Source organism: Ruegeria sp. A5, assembly GCF_056543005.1.
In genome coordinates this window covers 675,438-691,440 of the sequence record NZ_JBQGAV010000001.1, presented here as the reverse complement: position 1 = coordinate 691,440, position 16,003 = coordinate 675,438, and the positions used below count along the sequence as shown (strand labels likewise).

Sequence of the window (16,003 nt, the reverse complement as noted above, 5' to 3'; positions counted from 1 at the left end):
CTTACTTTGGCGCAGCTTAGGAGGCATGACAATTCAATTGACCGCTTTGGGGGCATCTGTCATTCAAAGATTTCAGGCAGAAAGGCCAAGAGCATGAAGGTCATCATATGCGGTGCCGGTCAAGTCGGCTGGCAGATTGCGCGTCACCTTTCGGGCGAACTGAACGATGTGACGGTGGTCGACAACAATCCCGATCTGGTACGTCGCGCGACCGAGACGCTGGACGTGCAGGGGATCGCGGGGTTCGCCAGTTATCCGGATGTGCTGGATCGTGCAGGGGCCCGCGACGCCGACATGATCATCGCCGCGACCCATTCGGATGAGGTGAATATGGTCACCTGCCAGATGGCGCATTCGGTTTTTTCGATCCAGCGCAAGATCGCGCGTTTGCGGTCGAAATCCTATCTTGAAGCAATCCATTCCGATCTCTACCGCCGCGATCATCTGCCCATTGATGTAGTGATCAGCCCGGAACGCGAAGTTGCCGCCGCAGCGATGCGCCGTCTTTCGGCGCCTTCTGCTTTCGATACTGAGATATTCATGGATGGAAAGGCTCAGCTGCTGGGCATTCGGGTCGAGGAAGACTGCCCAATCGTCAACACACCGCTGCGACAATTGACCGACCTGTTTTCCACGCTCAGCTCGATTGTGGTTGGTGTGCGCCGCGAAGGGACGCTGTTTGCACCGGAATCCGAGGACCAGCTGTTTGTAGGCGACGAATGCTACGTCTTTACCAGCGTCAAGGACGTTGAACGTACGATGGAGGTGTTCGGCAAGGCCCAGCGTAAGCAAGATCGTGTGGTGATCGTCGGCGGCGGTAATGTCGGGTTGGAAGTGGCCCGCACACTGGAAGAGCGCGAAAGCCGGGTGCGTGCCAAGATTATCGAGCGTGACCGCAAATGCGCCGAAATCGCTGCCGAAGCATTGGAGCGGACGATTGTTCTGAACGGCGACGGCCTAGATTCATCTTTGCTGAGCGAAGCAGGGATTGAGCGCGCCGACGCGATGTTGGCGGTCACGGATGACGATCGCACCAACATGCTGGCCGCGGTACGCGCCAAGGGAGAGGGTTGTCCACTGGCCATCGCCCTGATCAACGACCCCAGCATGGTCGCCTTGATGGGACCGCTGGGGATTGACGCATATATTAACCCGCGCGCCACCACTGTCAGTTCGATCCTGCGTCACATTCGGCACGGGCGCGTGCGTCAGGTGTATTCCATTGGTGATGCCGAGGCCGAGGTAATCGAGGCCGAAGTGCTATCAACCTCGCCCATGGCCGGACAAAAGCTGCGCGACATCGATTTCCCAGAAGGCGTTCTGGTCGGCGCAGTACGCAAAGGTGACGAGGTTCTGCGCCCGACCGGCAGCCTGCGCATCGACGAGAAAGACGTGGTGGCGATCTTTGCAATGGCCAAAGACGTGCCCGAGGTTGAGCGTCTGATGCAGGTTTCAATCGATTTCTTCTGATGTTGCAAGCACGCGGACAGCAACGGATCGGAGTATTGCGGCGATTGCCGCTGCTGCTGATGATCTGGGGTATCGTGTCGCTGGCAATGTGGATACCCGCAGTTTATGCGCTGGCGCTGGATGATCACGCCACCTCACGGTCATTCTTCTATTCCGGATTGCTGGGTGTTTTTGCGGTGTCGATCATAGCTCTGGCCATGTCGAACCGACGACCACGGCGGGGAACGCTTGGCCAATTGGCGGTTCTGCTGGCCGCCTTTACCGTACTGCCGATATTTCTTGCTATTCCGTTTCATGATGCGCTGGGGACAACCAGCTTCCTGAACGCCTATTTCGATATGGTCAGCGCGCTGACCACAACCGGCGCTGATCTGTTCCCCGATCCCGCACGCCTTTCGGCGCCGTTGCACTTATGGCGCGCGTTGGTCGGTTGGATGGGCGGATTGCTGATGTGGATCTCGGCGGCCGCGATTCTGGCACCCTTGTCGTTGGGCGGTTTCGAAGTCACAGCCCGGGGGCAACCAGGGCGTCCCGTCTCGGGCGTGGCACAAAGCGAGAAGTCCGATCCACGCGGCCATCTGATCCGCGTGTCGCGCACATTGGCACCCGTCTATGCGGGTTTGACAGCTGTGATCTGGATCCTGCTGTTGATCGCAGGTGAGCAAGGGCTTACTGCCGTGAGCCACGCGATGTCAGTGATTGCGACTTCCGGCATATCACCCGTCGGTGGATTGGAAGGATCGACCGCAGGAATCACTGGCGAGGCGATCCTGTTCCTTTTCCTGTTCTTTGCCCTGTCGCGGCTGACCTTTTCGACCGATACAGCGACCTCAGGGTATTCGCGGCTGGACAAAGACCCAGAATTTAGGATTGGCATCTTCATCGTGCTGGCGGTCGCTGTGCTGCTGTTCATCCGGTTTTTGGCTGGAACGGCCGAACTGAACATTGCCGTCGAAGTGCGGCAAGCACTTGGCGTTTTTTGGGGGTTCATGTTTACGGCGATGTCGTTTCTGACCACGGCCGGATTTGAAAGCGCCAACTGGAACGACGCGCAGCAATTGTCGGGCTTGAGCACACCGGGCCTGATTCTGATGGGGCTAGCCCTGGTCGGAGGAGGCGTGGCGACGACTGCGGGTGGGGTAAAGCTGTTGCGGGTTTTTGCGCTCTATCTGAATGGCAAGCGCGAGATTGACCGACTGATCTATCCTTCTTCGGTCAGCGGAGAGGGTGGCGGCAACCGCCGCATTCAAAGCGACGGTGCCTTCATCGCCTGGATCTTCCTGATGATGTTTGCCCTGACGTTGGCCTTGTTCGATTTGTTGCTGGCCGTCATGGGCGTAGGTTTTGAACAGGCCATGCTGCTCAGCGTTGCCGCACTCAGCACCACGGGGCCGTTGATAGAATTGGCAACGGATGTGCCCATACGTCTGATTGATCTTTCCAGCGGGGCCAAGTTGACGGTCTGCGCGGCGATGGTGATCGGGCGGTTGGAAACTCTGGCGATCGTGGCACTGATTACGCCAACGCTGTGGCGCGATTGACCCTGCGTCAGGCACCTGGTGTTACTGCCTGATTTTTCATCTGGAATATCTGTGCGCGGCACTCCATACTCTGCCGGAGGGAGCGCGTTGGTCCGCAGCGCGTAGCAAGAACAATGGCGAGATAACAAAATATGGCTTCGGACAGACAGAATCTGCAGGACGCGTTCCTGAACAATGTACGGAAAGCAAAGGTCCCGGTCACAATATTCCTGATCAACGGTGTGAAATTGCAGGGTGTAATCACCTGGTTCGATAACTTCTGCGTGCTGCTGCGCCGCGACGGACAGTCGCAGTTGGTGTACAAGCATGCGATTTCGACCATCATGCCGTCACAGCCGATCAACCTGTATGAGGGCGAAGACGCCTCTTGATGGAACATGAGAGGGCGCACACCCGGGCTTGGGTGCTGCATCCCGAAATCAAATCAGATGAACAGCGCCGTGTCCCCGAACCAGCGCTGGAAGAGGCGGTGGCACTCGCTGCCGCTTTGCCCGATCTGGATGTGGTCGGTTCCGAAATAGTGCGCCTACCGCGCGCGCAGGCTGGTTTTCTGTTCGGCAGCGGCAAGATCGAGGAACTGGCCGAACGCCTCCACGACAATGAGATCGAGCTGGTTCTGATCGACGGGCCAGTGACTCCGGTTCAGCAGCGCAATCTGGAAAAGGCGTGGAAGGTCAAAATTCTTGACCGGACCGGTTTGATTCTGGAAATTTTCAGCGACCGTGCGCGTACCCGAGAAGGTGTGCTGCAAGTTGAGATGGCCGCGCTTAGCTATCAGCGTACGCGACTGGTTCGGGCCTGGACCCACCTGGAACGTCAGCGCGGTGGACTTGGGTTTGTGGGTGGTCCCGGTGAAACTCAGATCGAGGCCGACCGGCGTGCCATTGATGAACAACTGGTCCGCCTGCGCCGCCAATTGCAAAAAGTGGTGAAGACCCGCACCTTACACCGCGCAGCGCGCGCGAAGGTTCCATACCCGATTGTTGCACTTGTTGGCTATACAAACGCCGGGAAATCCACGCTGTTCAACAGCCTAACCGGGGCCGAGGTGATGGCAAAAGACATGCTGTTCGCCACGTTGGACCCAACTATGCGACGGGTTGAGCTGCCGGATGGCCCCGAGGTGATCCTGTCCGATACCGTGGGTTTCATCTCGAACCTGCCCACGGAACTGGTTGCGGCCTTCCGCGCCACGCTGGAAGAGGTTCTGGGGGCTGATCTGGTCGTGCATGTCCGCGATATCAGCCACGAAGAAACCGAGGCACAGGCACGGGATGTTGAGGCGATCCTGAACTCTCTGGGTGTCGAGGACAGTCGCCCCCGGTTGGAGGTTTGGAACAAGATCGACTTGCTGAGCCCGGAAGACCGCGAAGCCGCGCTTGCGCGGGCCGAGCGTGATCCGGCGATCTTTGCCATATCGGCCGTAACGGGCGAAGGTGTTGATCCGCTGCTGTCTGAAATCGCCACGATCCTGCAGGGTGCGCGGCATGAGACTATCCTGAAACTGGGCTTTGCCGATGGTGACAAACGCGCGTGGCTCTATCGTCAGGATGTGGTCAGGTCTGAAGATCAGACCGAAGAGGGGTTCGAGATCACGGTGCTCTGGACTGACAAGCAGGCGTCCCGCTTCGCGGCGTTCTAGGTACCGTCTATCTGGCGCTGGTAATCCTCTGCATCGAACCACCCAAGCGATGATAGCACCTTGTTGTCCTTTGAAAGCTCCCACTCTTCCCAGCCGCGTGTAACGACACGGTTGCCGGTCTCGGCGTGATGGCCTTCGAGGGTCCACACAAAAATGGCATGCCCTCCGGCCCAACGCATCATATCGCAACGCACCTCAAGATCGGGGAATTCTGCATAGAACCCGCGGGCCATTTCGGCGATTTCGGCATGGCCGCGCAGGGGCTCACCGCGATTAATGCTGATCTGACCTTCGGGGGCGAAAAAACCGGCGACCAAGTCGGGATCGCCCGAGCTCCAGGCGATGGCATAATCGCGTGCGAGATTGTTTAAGGTGTCTCGAAAGCTGCCCATGCATTTTCCCCCTTCGTGCAATGCGACGGCCAGACGAGTTTAGGCGATAACGAAGGGGTGCGCCACGCGAGGTTCAAAAAGGGGCGGGGATTTGCCGATCAGATCAGCGCGGGTTCAGGACGGTCACACCAACTGCCGCTGCTCGGGCAAGCCCGATATCCAGCGACATGGGGATGTATTCCCCGCGCCGCCATAGTTGGGCCTGATCGTCATAATAGCGAGATAGGAAATGGCCTGACTGGCCAGTTGCGGTGATGAAAACCGAACTATCGGGGTCCGCAAAATCGTAGACGCCACGATAACCTGCGCCATGCACATTCTGGAACGGGTCCGGTCCTTCGCCTGACGTGCGCCCGCGCAGCAGGGTGTTATCGCCACCGCTGGTGGATTGGCGGATGTTGACGAAAAACCGCAGCACCGGAACCTGGCCCAGCGCGGGGTGGTCCTGGGTGGCCTGATGCGCATCGCCCCAGCGTAAAGATTCGAGTGCGGGGCCATAGCGCTCGGAAATCCAAATGATCGCGTCATCCAGGGCCAGTCGTGCCATGTCGGTGCAATTTTCAACGGGAGCGCTCTGAACCACGTCGCACCAGACCGAGGCACCGTCGATATCGCGATACACCCGCTCGATAAACAGCGGCTCGACATGCTTGTACTCGGCAGCCAGCGGGCCAAGTTCGTCCGAGATCAGGCGGATTTGCAGCGCGCGCAACCATGCGGCGTAGATCAGGGGTTCCGGCAGATGCTCGTTCATCTCACCGTTCCAGTTGGCCAGCAGATCCAGCGCGATCTGACGCTGCCGTTCGGGCGTGCCATCGGGTGCCGACTCACCGGTAAACCAGAGATCGGCGCCGATCAGAGGAAGCAGTGATCGCGCTGTAAAGCTAACCGTGTCCAACTGCGCTTCGATAAAACTGTCACGCGTATGTACCTCGCGCGATTGCATCAGGCGTTCCCAGCGATTGACCCGCTGGGTGTCGCCCCACTCGTACGACACATGGCGCGGGAAGGGCCGGTCGATAATCTTGTTGTTTGTGTTACCCAGAACTCCACCGACTGGGGCCACGAATTCAGGATTGTCTGAATAGGGCAGGCGGCCCTGCCAACGGTTCCGTTCCAGCCAGCCGGGGGTGGGAATGCGGCCTCGGCTTTGATTGTTCAGATCGCGCCGGGGCATTGCGCCGACCAGTTTCATGCCGATCGTGTCTTTATCGACAAGTGACAAGTTTTGCGAAGGGGCAATATAGTCCTCGGCCGCGTCAATGGCGTCTCGAACTGAATCGGCATTCATCAGCGCCAAAGAGGCGCTCATGGATGTATCGCGGGGGCTTAGCGCGCTCCACGACAGAGACGCGACATGGCCCGGTGGTGTGATGGTTTCCAGATCATAATGCGTGCCCGGCAGAACCGGGCCATTCTCGGTCCAGCGCAGGGTCAGGGTAATTGGGGCGGCGTCTTTGATCTCGATAATCGAAGGGCGGGTCTGAAAGCGTTTGTAGCCGTCTGGAGTAAGGTATTCTTCGGGATTGTCGGGGTTCAGTTGTTCGATGTGAACGTCCTGATCGTCCAGATAGGATGAGGTAAGGCCCCAGCCCAAGCGCTCACTCCGTCCGGCTGAGATTGCCGGTACGCCTGGAATGGTTGCACCGATAACGCCGCCTTTGGCCAGTTCCAGCCGAGCCAGATACCAGATACCCGGAGCGGTGAGGCCCAGATGCGGATCGTTTGCCAGCAACGTGCCACCGCTGGCCGAGCGGGACGGCGCGGCGGTCCACGCGTTTGACGCACCTGCCAGCCCGCGCTGCGGGAAAGGCGACAGCGGCGTGTCGGGCATCGGGGTGCCTTGGGCATAGCGCGGAAGGTCTGGAAACAGATCAGCATACTCGGGCAGCGCGGCAATACCGGGACCGGGGACGTCGGGCAGAATGTCGGCCAGCCGTGCGGGATTATCCAGCATCAGTGATGTGCGTGCGCGCAACACTTCATCAGCAAGATGGCCGGAAAGCTGCAGGCTCATCAGCTTGATAATCGCTACGCTGTCGCCCGGCTGCCATGGGGGAACGGGGGCGTTGAACAGGAACATCTCGGGGGCGCCACGTCCAAGCGCCTGTTCGTTGATCTCGGTAAGCCGGGCGTTGATCCCTGCGGAATAAGCACGAAGCGCGGCCTTGGTATAGTCGTCCTGAAACTCGACTGACCGATGGGCGAGCCCGTAAAGATCGAAACGACGCAGTAATTTGTCGATGGCTACCGTGCGCTGGCCGAACACTTCGGACAAGCGGCCCTGTGCGGTCCGACGCAGAATGGTCATCTGCCACAGCCTGTCTTGTGCATGGGCATAGCCCAGACCAAAGAACACGTCCGGGTCGGACTGGCCCAGTATATGCGGCACATTTGCAGTGTCGCGAACGATCTCGACAGGGGCAGTTATTCCTTCAACTTCAAGGGTTTGATTGTATTCAGGCAGGGATTGGCTGGCCAGAAAGTAGACCAACCCCACAGCAGCGATTGCCAGCAGGATCAGGCCTGTCGTAAGTCTCACCAGCCAGCGAAAAACCAGGCCCATCTGTCCCCCGAGAATTCTATGCGGTCATTTGCGCCAAGGTTACTGGAACCTCCGCCCGACCGAAAGAGGAATGCCACTGGAATTTGTGGAAAACCGCGAAAACACGGAGCCCCGCCACAAGATGTAGCGGGGCTCGTCAGAGGGGGGAGGGTGGTATCTGGGGTCTTAGGGGATGATGCGCGTATATTTGGTGCCTTCGACCGTCGCGCCGAACTTCAGACCCGCCTGTCCAAAGACTGCGGCCAGCACGGGTTTGCGCAACTGAGTGGTGTCGGTCGACAAGGATTCTCCGGTCGCGTCGACGACGTATCCGATATCTGCACCGGCCGTCCAACCGCTGGAGCGGCGGAAATCGTTCAAGGCCTCTTCGGTCATAAAGAACAGAACATGCGCATATTGCTGTGCGCCGATCTGCAGACCCGCAGTACCGGAGATGGCGGAATAATAGTCGACCGTCGCGCCCTGAATACGCAGTGCACCCTGACCATAGGCGCCACCAAAGATAAATCCGGCATCTGTAATCAGTGGCATGACCAACATTCCGTTGGCCTTGTTGGCAATCTCAACGGTGTTGGGATACTTGCTGTACATCTCGTTCAGCGTCGCGTCGACGCGCGCGTCGAGTGTGACTGCGTTGGAGTTGCCAACGCCGTTGCCGCAGGAGGCGGTCAGCGTCAGTCCGGCCATGCCAAAAGCAAAACCGCGACGGCTAAGTCGGGGGGAGTTTGAACTGCTCATGTTTCTCTGTCTCTGTGTATGTGCCTGATATGTCGGGTGTTCCCGATCTTGTCTGCAAGAATACGCCGATTGCACCGGCCTGTCACGGGAAAGCTGTGCTGCGCACGCAGCAAATCGGCGAAAAATTGCGACAATCTGAAGTGTTAGCCCTGCAGGATGCGCGCGGCTTCGGGTGCAAAATAGGTCAGAATGCCGTCACATCCTGCGCGCTTGAAGGCCAGTAGGCTTTCCAGCATCACCTTTTCGCCGTCGATCCAACCGTTTTGTGCAGCGGCTTGGATCATCGCGTATTCGCCAGACACTTGATAGGCATAGGTCGGCGCACCGAAGTTGTCTTTGACCCGCCGGCAGATGTCCAAGTATGGCATCCCCGGCTTGATCATGACCATATCTGCACCCTCGGTCAGATCACGCTCGATCAGACGCAGGGCCTCGTTCGAGTTGGCAGGGTCCATCTGATAGGTCTTCTTGTCACCGGTCAGCGCGCCTGATGCCCCAACGGCGTCGCGGAACGGGCCGTAGAAAGCGCTGGCGTATTTGGCGGCATAACTCAGGATCATGACATTCTGGTGACCCGCCGACTCAAGTGCGCTGCGCATGGCGCCGATACGACCATCCATCATGTCGGACGGGCCGATGATGTCAGCTCCGGCTTCGGCCTGCGCCAGCGTCATTTTCACCAGCGCCTCAATCGTCTGGTCATTCACAATCTCGCCATCGACCACATAGCCGTCATGGCCGTTGATGTTGTAGGGGTCCAGGGCCACATCCGTCATCACCGCGATTTCGGGCGCAGCGGTCTTGATCTCACGAATGGCGCGGTTGGACAGGTTGTCGGGGTTCCAGGCCTCGGCACAATCCTCGGTTTTCAGGCTCGGATCGGTGTATGGGAAAATACATATTGCAGGAATACCAAGGGCTTGCGCTTCAACCGCGGCTTTGGTGACCAGGTCGACCGAGCGTCGCACGACACCGGGCATCGACGGGACGGGTTCTTCGATATTTTCACCGTCGCGCACAAAAACAGGCCAGATAAAGTCATTCACAGTCAAGGTGTTCTCGCGTACCAGACCCCGGATCGCCTCGGATTGGCGGGCCCGGCGGAAACGGGTCCGGGGATATGGGGCGATGGTCGGTTTCATGGCGCACTCTCCTTGAACAATTGCGCATTGGGTGGCATGAATTCCCGGTGGTCTCAAGGGTAACAATGGACGCATCGCTGCGATGACGGTCCCTGCGGACGTTGAACAAAGGGCAGACGCTTGGACATATACTCTTCGATTTTCGAACTCATCGACATGCGGAGCTTTTCGAATCTGTGGTACTGGATCGGTCTGGCCGTTCTTTGGTCATCTGCCAGCCACTGGACGATGGGGGTGCCCTATGATCTGGTGATGCGCGCCCGTCGTGTGGGTGGTCAATCAGAACAAGACCTTCTGGATGTCGCGCGGATCAACTCGAACAGAGTGTTGTACATCGTCGAAACCTCGGGTCTGGTATTGATGGCAATTTGCTGTTTTGTTTTGACTGGCCTTGCGACGTTGGGGTTCTTCTACGACGTGGAATTTGCACAGGCCGTATTCCTTCTTCTGCTCCCGATGTGTTTTGTCATGATGATCAGTATTGCGGCAGCGCGTCGATTGCAGACTCAAGAAGCGACCGTAGAAAATGTTTCCAAAACGCTGACGCGCAGTCGGACCTTTACTCAGATTATCGGTATGTTCTCGATCTTGATCACTGCGTTCTGGGGAATGTATCAGAACATTTCGATTGGTGTCCTGGGTTAGTAGTCCCTGAAAGGCAAGGTAATGACGGCTCCGAACCACGTAACAGTCGGCGGCGGCCCCGAGGGGTTTGATGCACAGCTTGTGCTGAAAGAGATCGCGCGCTCGGGCGGTCCAGTCTGTCATATCGCCCGCGATGACAAACGGATGGAGGCGATGCGGGCAGCGTTGGCATTCTTTGCCCCGGACATGCCCGTATTTGTATTCCCCGGATGGGACTGCTTGCCCTATGATCGGGTGTCGCCCAACGCCGACATTTCTGCTGCCCGCGTGGCAACATTGGCTGCTTTGGTGCATCAGATGCCGCAGCGGTTCGTGCTGCTTACCACGCTCAATGCCGCGACCCAACGGGTACCCGCGCGTGCAATGTTGCGAGAGGCCGCATTCACCGCTCGCGTAGATCAGCGCATCGACGAAGATGCCCTACGCAACTTTCTGGTGCGCATGGGCTTTACCCAAAGCCCCACGGTGATGGAGCCCGGAGACTACGCTATCCGAGGCGGTATCATCGACATCTTCCCACCCGGTGAGAGCGGTCCCGTGCGGCTGGACTTGTTCGGGGATGTTCTGGATGGTGCACGCCGGTTTGATCCTGTCTCTCAGCGAACGACTGAAAAACTTGATGTGGTCGAGCTTGCCCCGGTGTCCGAGGTCATACTGGACGAAGCCGCCATCACCCGATTCCGTCAGAACTATCGCATCGAATTCGGCGCGGCGGGTACGGATGATCCCTTATACGAAGCTGTCAGCGCAGGTCGCAAGCACCAGGGGATTGAGCATTGGCTGCCGTTTTTCCATGAAAAACTGGAAACGCTGTTCGATTATCTTCCAGGGGCCTCAATCTCGCTTGACGATCAGGTCACGCCTGCTCGGCTGGCGCGCTGGGATACGATTGCGGATCAGTATGAGACGCGAAAGCTCGCTTTGGAAAACCGCTCGCGCATGGATACGGTTTATAAACCGACGCCTCCCGGTCTGCTCTATATGGACGATGCTGCATGGGAAGATGCAGTGGGCGATCGTCGCGTTTTGCAGTTCAGCCCGCTGCCGCAGGCGAGTGGTCCGGGCGTGATCGATGCAGGCGGACGGATCGGGCGCAACTTTGCACCCGAACGTCAGCAGGAAAGCATCAGCCTGTTTGGCGCTCTGGCGGCGCATATCACCGAAAAGATGGACAAGGGGCCGGTCCTCATTGCCTCTTACTCCGAAGGCGCTCGTGAACGACTGACCGGCTTGATCGAAGATGAAGGCCTGGCCGAGGCGATCCCGGTGACCGACGGAACCCGGGTTGGAAAGCGCGGCCTGCATCTTGCGGTTTGGGCATTGGAACACGGGTTTGAAGCGCCCAATCTGACCGTGATCTCGGAACAGGACGTTCTGGGCGACCGTCTGATCCGCCAACCCAAAAAACGCCGCAAGGCCGAGAACTTCCTGACTGAAACGCAGTCGCTTAGCCCCGGTGATCTGGTGGTGCATGTTGACCACGGGATCGGGCGGTATCAGGGGATGGAGGTCGTTACGGCTGCGGGGGCCGCGCATGAATGCCTGCTGCTGGAATATGCTGAACAGTCCAAACTCTACCTGCCGGTCGAAAACATCGAACTGCTTTCGAAATATGGCCATGACGAAGGTCTGCTTGATCGCTTGGGTGGTGGCGCTTGGCAGACCAAGAAGGCCAAGCTGAAAGAGCGCATCCGCGAAATGGCGGACAAGCTGATCCGCATCGCCGCCGAACGAGCCCTGCGGAAAGCTCCTGTCATGGACCCACCGCCGCATGCATGGGAAGAGTTCAGCGCGCGTTTCCCATATCAGGAGACCGACGATCAGTTGCGCGCGATTTCCGAGGTGATGGAAGACATGCATTCCGGCGCGCCGATGGATCGTCTGATCTGTGGCGATGTAGGCTTTGGCAAGACCGAGGTCGCCATGCGCGCAGCCTTTGTCGCCGCGATGTCGGGCGTACAGGTTGCCATTGTGGCACCGACCACGTTGCTCGCGCGGCAACACGCGGCGTCCTTCAAGGATCGCTTCCGGGGTTTCCCACTTGAAGTCCGGCAACTGTCGCGCTTTGTCTCGGCCAAAGAGGCGCAGCAAACCCGTGACGGGCTGGCGCGAGGCACTGTAGATATCGTGATCGGCACCCATGCGTTGCTGGCGAAAGGGATACGGTTCAATAATCTAGGCCTGCTGATCATCGACGAGGAACAGCATTTCGGCGTGGGCCACAAGGAACGGCTGAAAAAGCTGCGTTCAGATGTGCACGTCCTGACCCTGACAGCGACACCGATCCCACGAACTCTGCAATTGTCCCTGACAGGCGTGCGTGATCTGTCGATCATTGGCACGCCCCCCATCGATCGGCTTGCGATCCGCACCTATGTTAGCGAATTCGACGCGGTAACGATCCGTGAGGCGCTGCTGCGCGAGCATTATCGTGGCGGGCAGAGCTTCTATGTGGTGCCGCGCATCTCTGACCTGCCTGAGATCGAGGAATTCCTGAAAGAGCAGTTGCCTGAATTATCCTACGTGGTCGCATACGGGCAGATGGCTGCGGGTGAGCTTGATGACCGGATGAACGCATTCTACGATGGTAAATACGACGTTCTGCTGGCCACGACGATCGTTGAAAGCGGGCTGGATATCCCGACTGCCAACACGATGGTCGTGCATCGGGCGGATATGTTTGGCCTAGCGCAGCTCTATCAGATCCGGGGGCGGGTGGGGCGCTCAAAAACCCGCGCCTATGCCTATCTGACCACCAAACCGCGCCAGCGCCTGACGGCGACGGCTGAGAAACGGTTGCGGGTTCTGGGCTCGCTGGATACGCTCGGGGCCGGGTTCACACTGGCTTCGCAAGACCTCGACATTCGTGGTGCGGGCAACCTGCTGGGTGAGGAACAGTCCGGCCAGATGCGTGATGTGGGCTACGAACTCTACCAATCGATGCTGGAAGAGGCGATTGCCAAGATCAAAGCCGGCGAGATGGAGGGGCTGTCGGATGCCGATGACCAATGGGCGCCGCAGATCAATCTGGGTGTCCCGGTTCTGATCCCCGAGGATTATGTGCCCGATCTGGACGTGCGTCTGGGCCTCTACCGCCGCCTGTCGTCACTGTCGACGAAAGTGGAACTAGAGGGCTTTGCCGCCGAACTGATCGATCGCTTCGGCAGCCTGCCGAAAGAGGTGAATACCCTGATGCTTGTCGTGCGCATCAAGGCGATGTGCAAACGCGCCGGGATCGCCAAGCTGGACGGCGGGCCAAAGGGCGCAACGATACAGTTCCACAATGATAAGTTCGCCTCACCCGAGGGGTTGGTCGAGTTCATTCAGAACCAACGCGGGCTGGCCAAGGTCAAGGACAACAAGATCGTTGTGCGGCGCGACTGGAAGAAGGACAGCGACAAGATCAAAGGTGCGTTTGCCATCGCCCGTGATCTGGCCGAAAAGGTCGTGGCTGTGAAGAAAAAGGCGAAAGCCTAGTCCCCTGTCACAAAAGTGCAGAGCTGCCAGTCACCCGCTTCGGATCTTACAAGCGCAGCGCGGTAACCGACCATTGATGCCAGAAAATCGCTGAGTAAGTAGCCCGATGTCCCATCGGTCAGTCTGATTTTCTGGTATTCCTCATCAGGTTGATAGACAGGGACGATCACGATTTCATGACTGATCAGCGCAAGGATGGGCGCGCCACGAGACGGTGCCTGACGTAGTGTGATGCTTTCACCCGAAACATAGAAGGCGGTGAAAGGGTCTACTGTAGCGGGAAGAATGATCCGCCAATAGTGCGGCATCCAGAATTCACCCTGATCGTCAAAATATCCCGGTTGGGAAACCGTTTGCTGCAATTGCGACCAGTAAAAATCACGTAGCTCCGCAGCCTCGTCCTTAAATTCTTCACCAAGCGTTTCCGGAGGCACAGTCAAGTTGGTGCGAAACTCTTCCGGTCCACCTGCTGTGCCGTGACTGAGATAGATGTCGGGACAAGCGGCGGCGACAACTGCATCGATATCGCGTGCCTCGATTTTCGCCAGCAAGTCAGCTCGGAATGCGACCAGTGATGGATTTTGACCTGCCTCGTCGATAGGTGGAAAGGTCTGGCGCTGTGCCAGCGCTGGACTGGCAAGCAGCAGGCCTGCCACCAAAAGGAATAGCTTCATTCCGCAGCCCTCATGGCGGCTTGGGCACAGAAGCATGACGCGCCGACGGTGCGGTCCGCGCGCGCCAAGGCAAGATCAAGGCGTTGCTTGATTTGGCGGATTTCCACTGTCTCGCCGCGTGCTTTCAGGCAATCATGCAAACCCTTCAAACTCCAGACATTGTCAGGGTGGATCGAGGCGCGGCTGAGCGTGCCACCCAAGCCTAGATCTTCACGATAGACTGCCTCGGCCTCGTTCACATGCCCTTGTTCGAACAACAACGCACCAAGCGCATGGCGTGTTGGTTGCATCCAACCCCATGGCTCGTCATAGGGCAGCGTGTCATCCAATTCGACCGAGCGGCGTAGATGTGCATAGGCAATCTCGTAGTTGCCTTTGCGATACTCGATTTCTCCGCGCAGCATTTCTGCTGCGATCTCCAGAAGATCGATGACCCGATTGTTGTGCAGGCGGCGGGTCTCGGGCACGCAGGTTTTTGCGGCAAGGAACAACTGCTCTTCGGCTTCGGCCTGCGCCACCTCATCAGTGGCTGCATGGGCGATGGCGCGAGCATAATGTATTGTTGCCGTCAGAGTGCGATAGAGATCAGGGTCGTCTGGCAACTTCAGTGCCTTGGCCTCTTCCCAGCGGCCAAAGCGGATCAGGATATGCGGGCCCATGGACATGTAGCTTTCAAAATAATCCGCCATGGGCGGGCTTTCGATCCGAAGCATATCTTCGGGGGTGGTATCCCACAGGCCCTGATTGGCACGCAGGGCTGGTTCCATCTGACCGAGAAACAGAGCGCCATAGATGGTGAAGTGATAGTTGTGCTGACGATAGCCGGTATAAATGTTGAACGCGCCTTCACGCTCATAATATTTCAGATCGGCCTCGGTGGCCTTTTCGTTCCAGTAGGCAACGTTGTGATAGTGGCCGCACAGCACGTCGATATGGGTCGGCATATGCACCAGGTGACCGGCATCGGGCACTAGTGTACGCAGGATGTCTCCGGCCTGCAGCGCCTTTTCTGGCGTCGGCGACATCTCCATCAGGTGCACATATAGGTGAAGTAGACCGGGATGAGACATCGACGCCGGGTCATTGACCATAGCGCTCTCCAAAGCGTCTTGCGCTTCAAGGGTCGCGGCACCCTCGGCCGGTTGACCCGTTTTCAGGTCCCACATCTGCCACGGGGTGAGGTTCATCAGCGCCTCAACATGGATCGTGCGCAGGTCCAGATCATCAGGCTGTTCGGCAAATGCGGCGCGCATCGCATCCGCATAGTCATAGTCCCACTGGTGCATGTTTTCGATGGGGTCACGCTGAGGGTATCGGGAGGGTAGGGCGCGGATCAACGCTTGCTCAACCGCTGTGCACCCGTTGAGCAGCGACAGCGCCTTCTGTGTTGCATCATAGGCGAAGGCCAGTGATTTGGCCTGGCCCTGATCGTCCCGCAATTCCCACGGCAGGTTATAGTTTGGGCCTGCTGCATAGGCGACGCCCCAATGGGCCATGGCGCAATCCGGGTCAATCTCGGCAGCTTTCTGAAAGCATGTGACCGCTTCGTCGTGGTTGTAGCCATACGTCCAGACCAATCCGCGATCGAACCAAAGCTGCGCTTCGGGTGATGCTGTGGTGACGGCACAGGAATACGTGCCCAGATCATAATAGTCGCTCATGGCGCCCCCCCACGATTTGCGGGAAGGTTAGCGTGTTTCAGCGGCTCTGCACAGA

At 58.3% G+C, this 16,003-nt stretch carries 12 protein-coding genes; 6 read left to right on the top strand and 6 right to left on the bottom strand.

Annotated elements, in window-relative coordinates; genetic code table 11:
- Nucleotides 1-93: 93 nt before the first annotated feature.
- The 4 genes from trkA (at nt 94) to hflX (ending at nt 4,653) form a co-directional block, all read left to right on the top strand.
- Nucleotides 94-1,470, top strand: a complete 1,377-nt coding sequence (gene trkA / locus ACR0AY_RS03480; RefSeq protein ID WP_170396865.1) for a Trk system potassium transporter TrkA — start codon at nt 94-96, stop codon at nt 1,468-1,470.
- A complete protein-coding gene (locus ACR0AY_RS03475) occupies nt 1,470-3,011 on the top strand; it encodes a TrkH family potassium uptake protein (protein ID WP_170396867.1) in 1,542 nt (513 codons plus the stop codon). Before trkA ends, ACR0AY_RS03475 begins: the two co-directional genes overlap by 1 nt.
- Before the next feature lie 131 nt (nt 3,012-3,142).
- Nucleotides 3,143-3,382 (top strand): RNA chaperone Hfq, encoded by a 240-nt coding sequence (hfq, locus tag ACR0AY_RS03470; RefSeq protein ID WP_005982826.1) that lies wholly within the window; start codon nt 3,143-3,145, stop codon nt 3,380-3,382.
- Nucleotides 3,382-4,653 (top strand): GTPase HflX, encoded by a 1,272-nt coding sequence (gene hflX, locus ACR0AY_RS03465; RefSeq protein WP_170509611.1) that lies wholly within the window; start codon nt 3,382-3,384, stop codon nt 4,651-4,653. The genes hfq and hflX overlap by 1 nt, the downstream gene beginning before the upstream one ends.
- On the opposite strand, the gene ACR0AY_RS03460 is transcribed toward hflX, so the two are convergent.
- From ACR0AY_RS03460 to hemB, 4 genes are all read right to left on the bottom strand, one after another.
- Nucleotides 4,650-5,045, bottom strand: coding sequence for a nuclear transport factor 2 family protein (locus tag ACR0AY_RS03460; protein ID WP_170509614.1), 396 nt, complete (start codon nt 5,043-5,045; stop codon nt 4,650-4,652). The two genes, hflX and ACR0AY_RS03460, sit on opposite strands and share 4 nt — an antisense overlap.
- A 103-nt stretch (nt 5,046-5,148) precedes the next feature.
- Nucleotides 5,149-7,611 (bottom strand): penicillin acylase family protein, encoded by a 2,463-nt coding sequence (locus tag ACR0AY_RS03455; protein WP_170396872.1) that lies wholly within the window; start codon nt 7,609-7,611, stop codon nt 5,149-5,151.
- A 165-nt stretch (nt 7,612-7,776) separates the two neighbouring features.
- Nucleotides 7,777-8,349 carry a YSC84-related protein gene (locus ACR0AY_RS03450; protein ID WP_170509617.1) on the bottom strand — a complete coding sequence of 191 codons (573 nt, stop codon included), beginning with the start codon at nt 8,347-8,349 and terminating at the stop codon, nt 7,777-7,779.
- Nucleotides 8,350-8,492: 143 nt separating this feature from the next.
- A complete protein-coding gene (gene hemB / locus ACR0AY_RS03445; RefSeq protein ID WP_170509620.1) occupies nt 8,493-9,491 on the bottom strand; it encodes a porphobilinogen synthase in 999 nt (332 codons plus the stop codon).
- Between the two features lie 120 nt (nt 9,492-9,611).
- Here hemB and ACR0AY_RS03440 point away from each other — a divergent pair, with 120 nt between their 5' ends.
- Both ACR0AY_RS03440 and mfd read left to right on the top strand, forming a co-directional pair.
- Nucleotides 9,612-10,136 (top strand): component of SufBCD complex, encoded by a 525-nt coding sequence (locus ACR0AY_RS03440; protein WP_170396878.1) that lies wholly within the window; start codon nt 9,612-9,614, stop codon nt 10,134-10,136.
- Between the two features lie 21 nt (nt 10,137-10,157).
- A complete protein-coding gene (gene mfd, locus ACR0AY_RS03435; protein WP_170509623.1) occupies nt 10,158-13,613 on the top strand; it encodes a transcription-repair coupling factor in 3,456 nt (1,151 codons plus the stop codon).
- On the opposite strand, the gene ACR0AY_RS03430 is transcribed toward mfd, so the two are convergent.
- Both ACR0AY_RS03430 and ACR0AY_RS03425 read right to left on the bottom strand, forming a co-directional pair.
- The gene (locus ACR0AY_RS03430; protein ID WP_170509626.1) at nt 13,610-14,287 is read right to left on the bottom strand and encodes an SH3 domain-containing protein; all 678 of its coding nucleotides are present in this window, start codon (nt 14,285-14,287) and stop codon (nt 13,610-13,612) included. The genes mfd and ACR0AY_RS03430 overlap by 4 nt on opposite strands.
- Entirely contained in the window at nt 14,284-15,948 is a 1,665-nt protein-coding gene (locus ACR0AY_RS03425) for a hypothetical protein (RefSeq protein WP_170509629.1), read from the bottom strand. Before ACR0AY_RS03425 ends, ACR0AY_RS03430 begins: the two co-directional genes overlap by 4 nt.
- Nucleotides 15,949-16,003 lie beyond the last annotated feature (55 nt).

Bases quoted from the DNA above. Each gene is read 5' to 3' on its own strand.
- mfd (WP_170509623.1), top strand. From the start codon at position 10,158: ATGACGGCTCCGAACCACGTAACAGTCGGCGGCGGCCCCGAGGGGTTT.
- trkA (WP_170396865.1), top strand. From the start codon at position 94: ATGAAGGTCATCATATGCGGTGCCGGTCAAGTCGGCTGGCAGATTGCG.
- ACR0AY_RS03475 (WP_170396867.1), top strand. From the start codon at position 1,470: ATGTTGCAAGCACGCGGACAGCAACGGATCGGAGTATTGCGGCGATTG.
- ACR0AY_RS03430 (WP_170509626.1), bottom strand. From the start codon at position 14,287: ATGAAGCTATTCCTTTTGGTGGCAGGCCTGCTGCTTGCCAGTCCAGCG.
- hemB (WP_170509620.1), bottom strand. From the start codon at position 9,491: ATGAAACCGACCATCGCCCCATATCCCCGGACCCGTTTCCGCCGGGCC.
- hfq (WP_005982826.1), top strand. From the start codon at position 3,143: ATGGCTTCGGACAGACAGAATCTGCAGGACGCGTTCCTGAACAATGTA.
- ACR0AY_RS03455 (WP_170396872.1), bottom strand. From the start codon at position 7,611: ATGGGCCTGGTTTTTCGCTGGCTGGTGAGACTTACGACAGGCCTGATC.
- ACR0AY_RS03460 (WP_170509614.1), bottom strand. From the start codon at position 5,045: ATGGGCAGCTTTCGAGACACCTTAAACAATCTCGCACGCGATTATGCC.
- hflX (WP_170509611.1), top strand. From the start codon at position 3,382: ATGGAACATGAGAGGGCGCACACCCGGGCTTGGGTGCTGCATCCCGAA.
- ACR0AY_RS03450 (WP_170509617.1), bottom strand. From the start codon at position 8,349: ATGAGCAGTTCAAACTCCCCCCGACTTAGCCGTCGCGGTTTTGCTTTT.
- ACR0AY_RS03425 (WP_170509629.1), bottom strand. From the start codon at position 15,948: ATGAGCGACTATTATGATCTGGGCACGTATTCCTGTGCCGTCACCACA.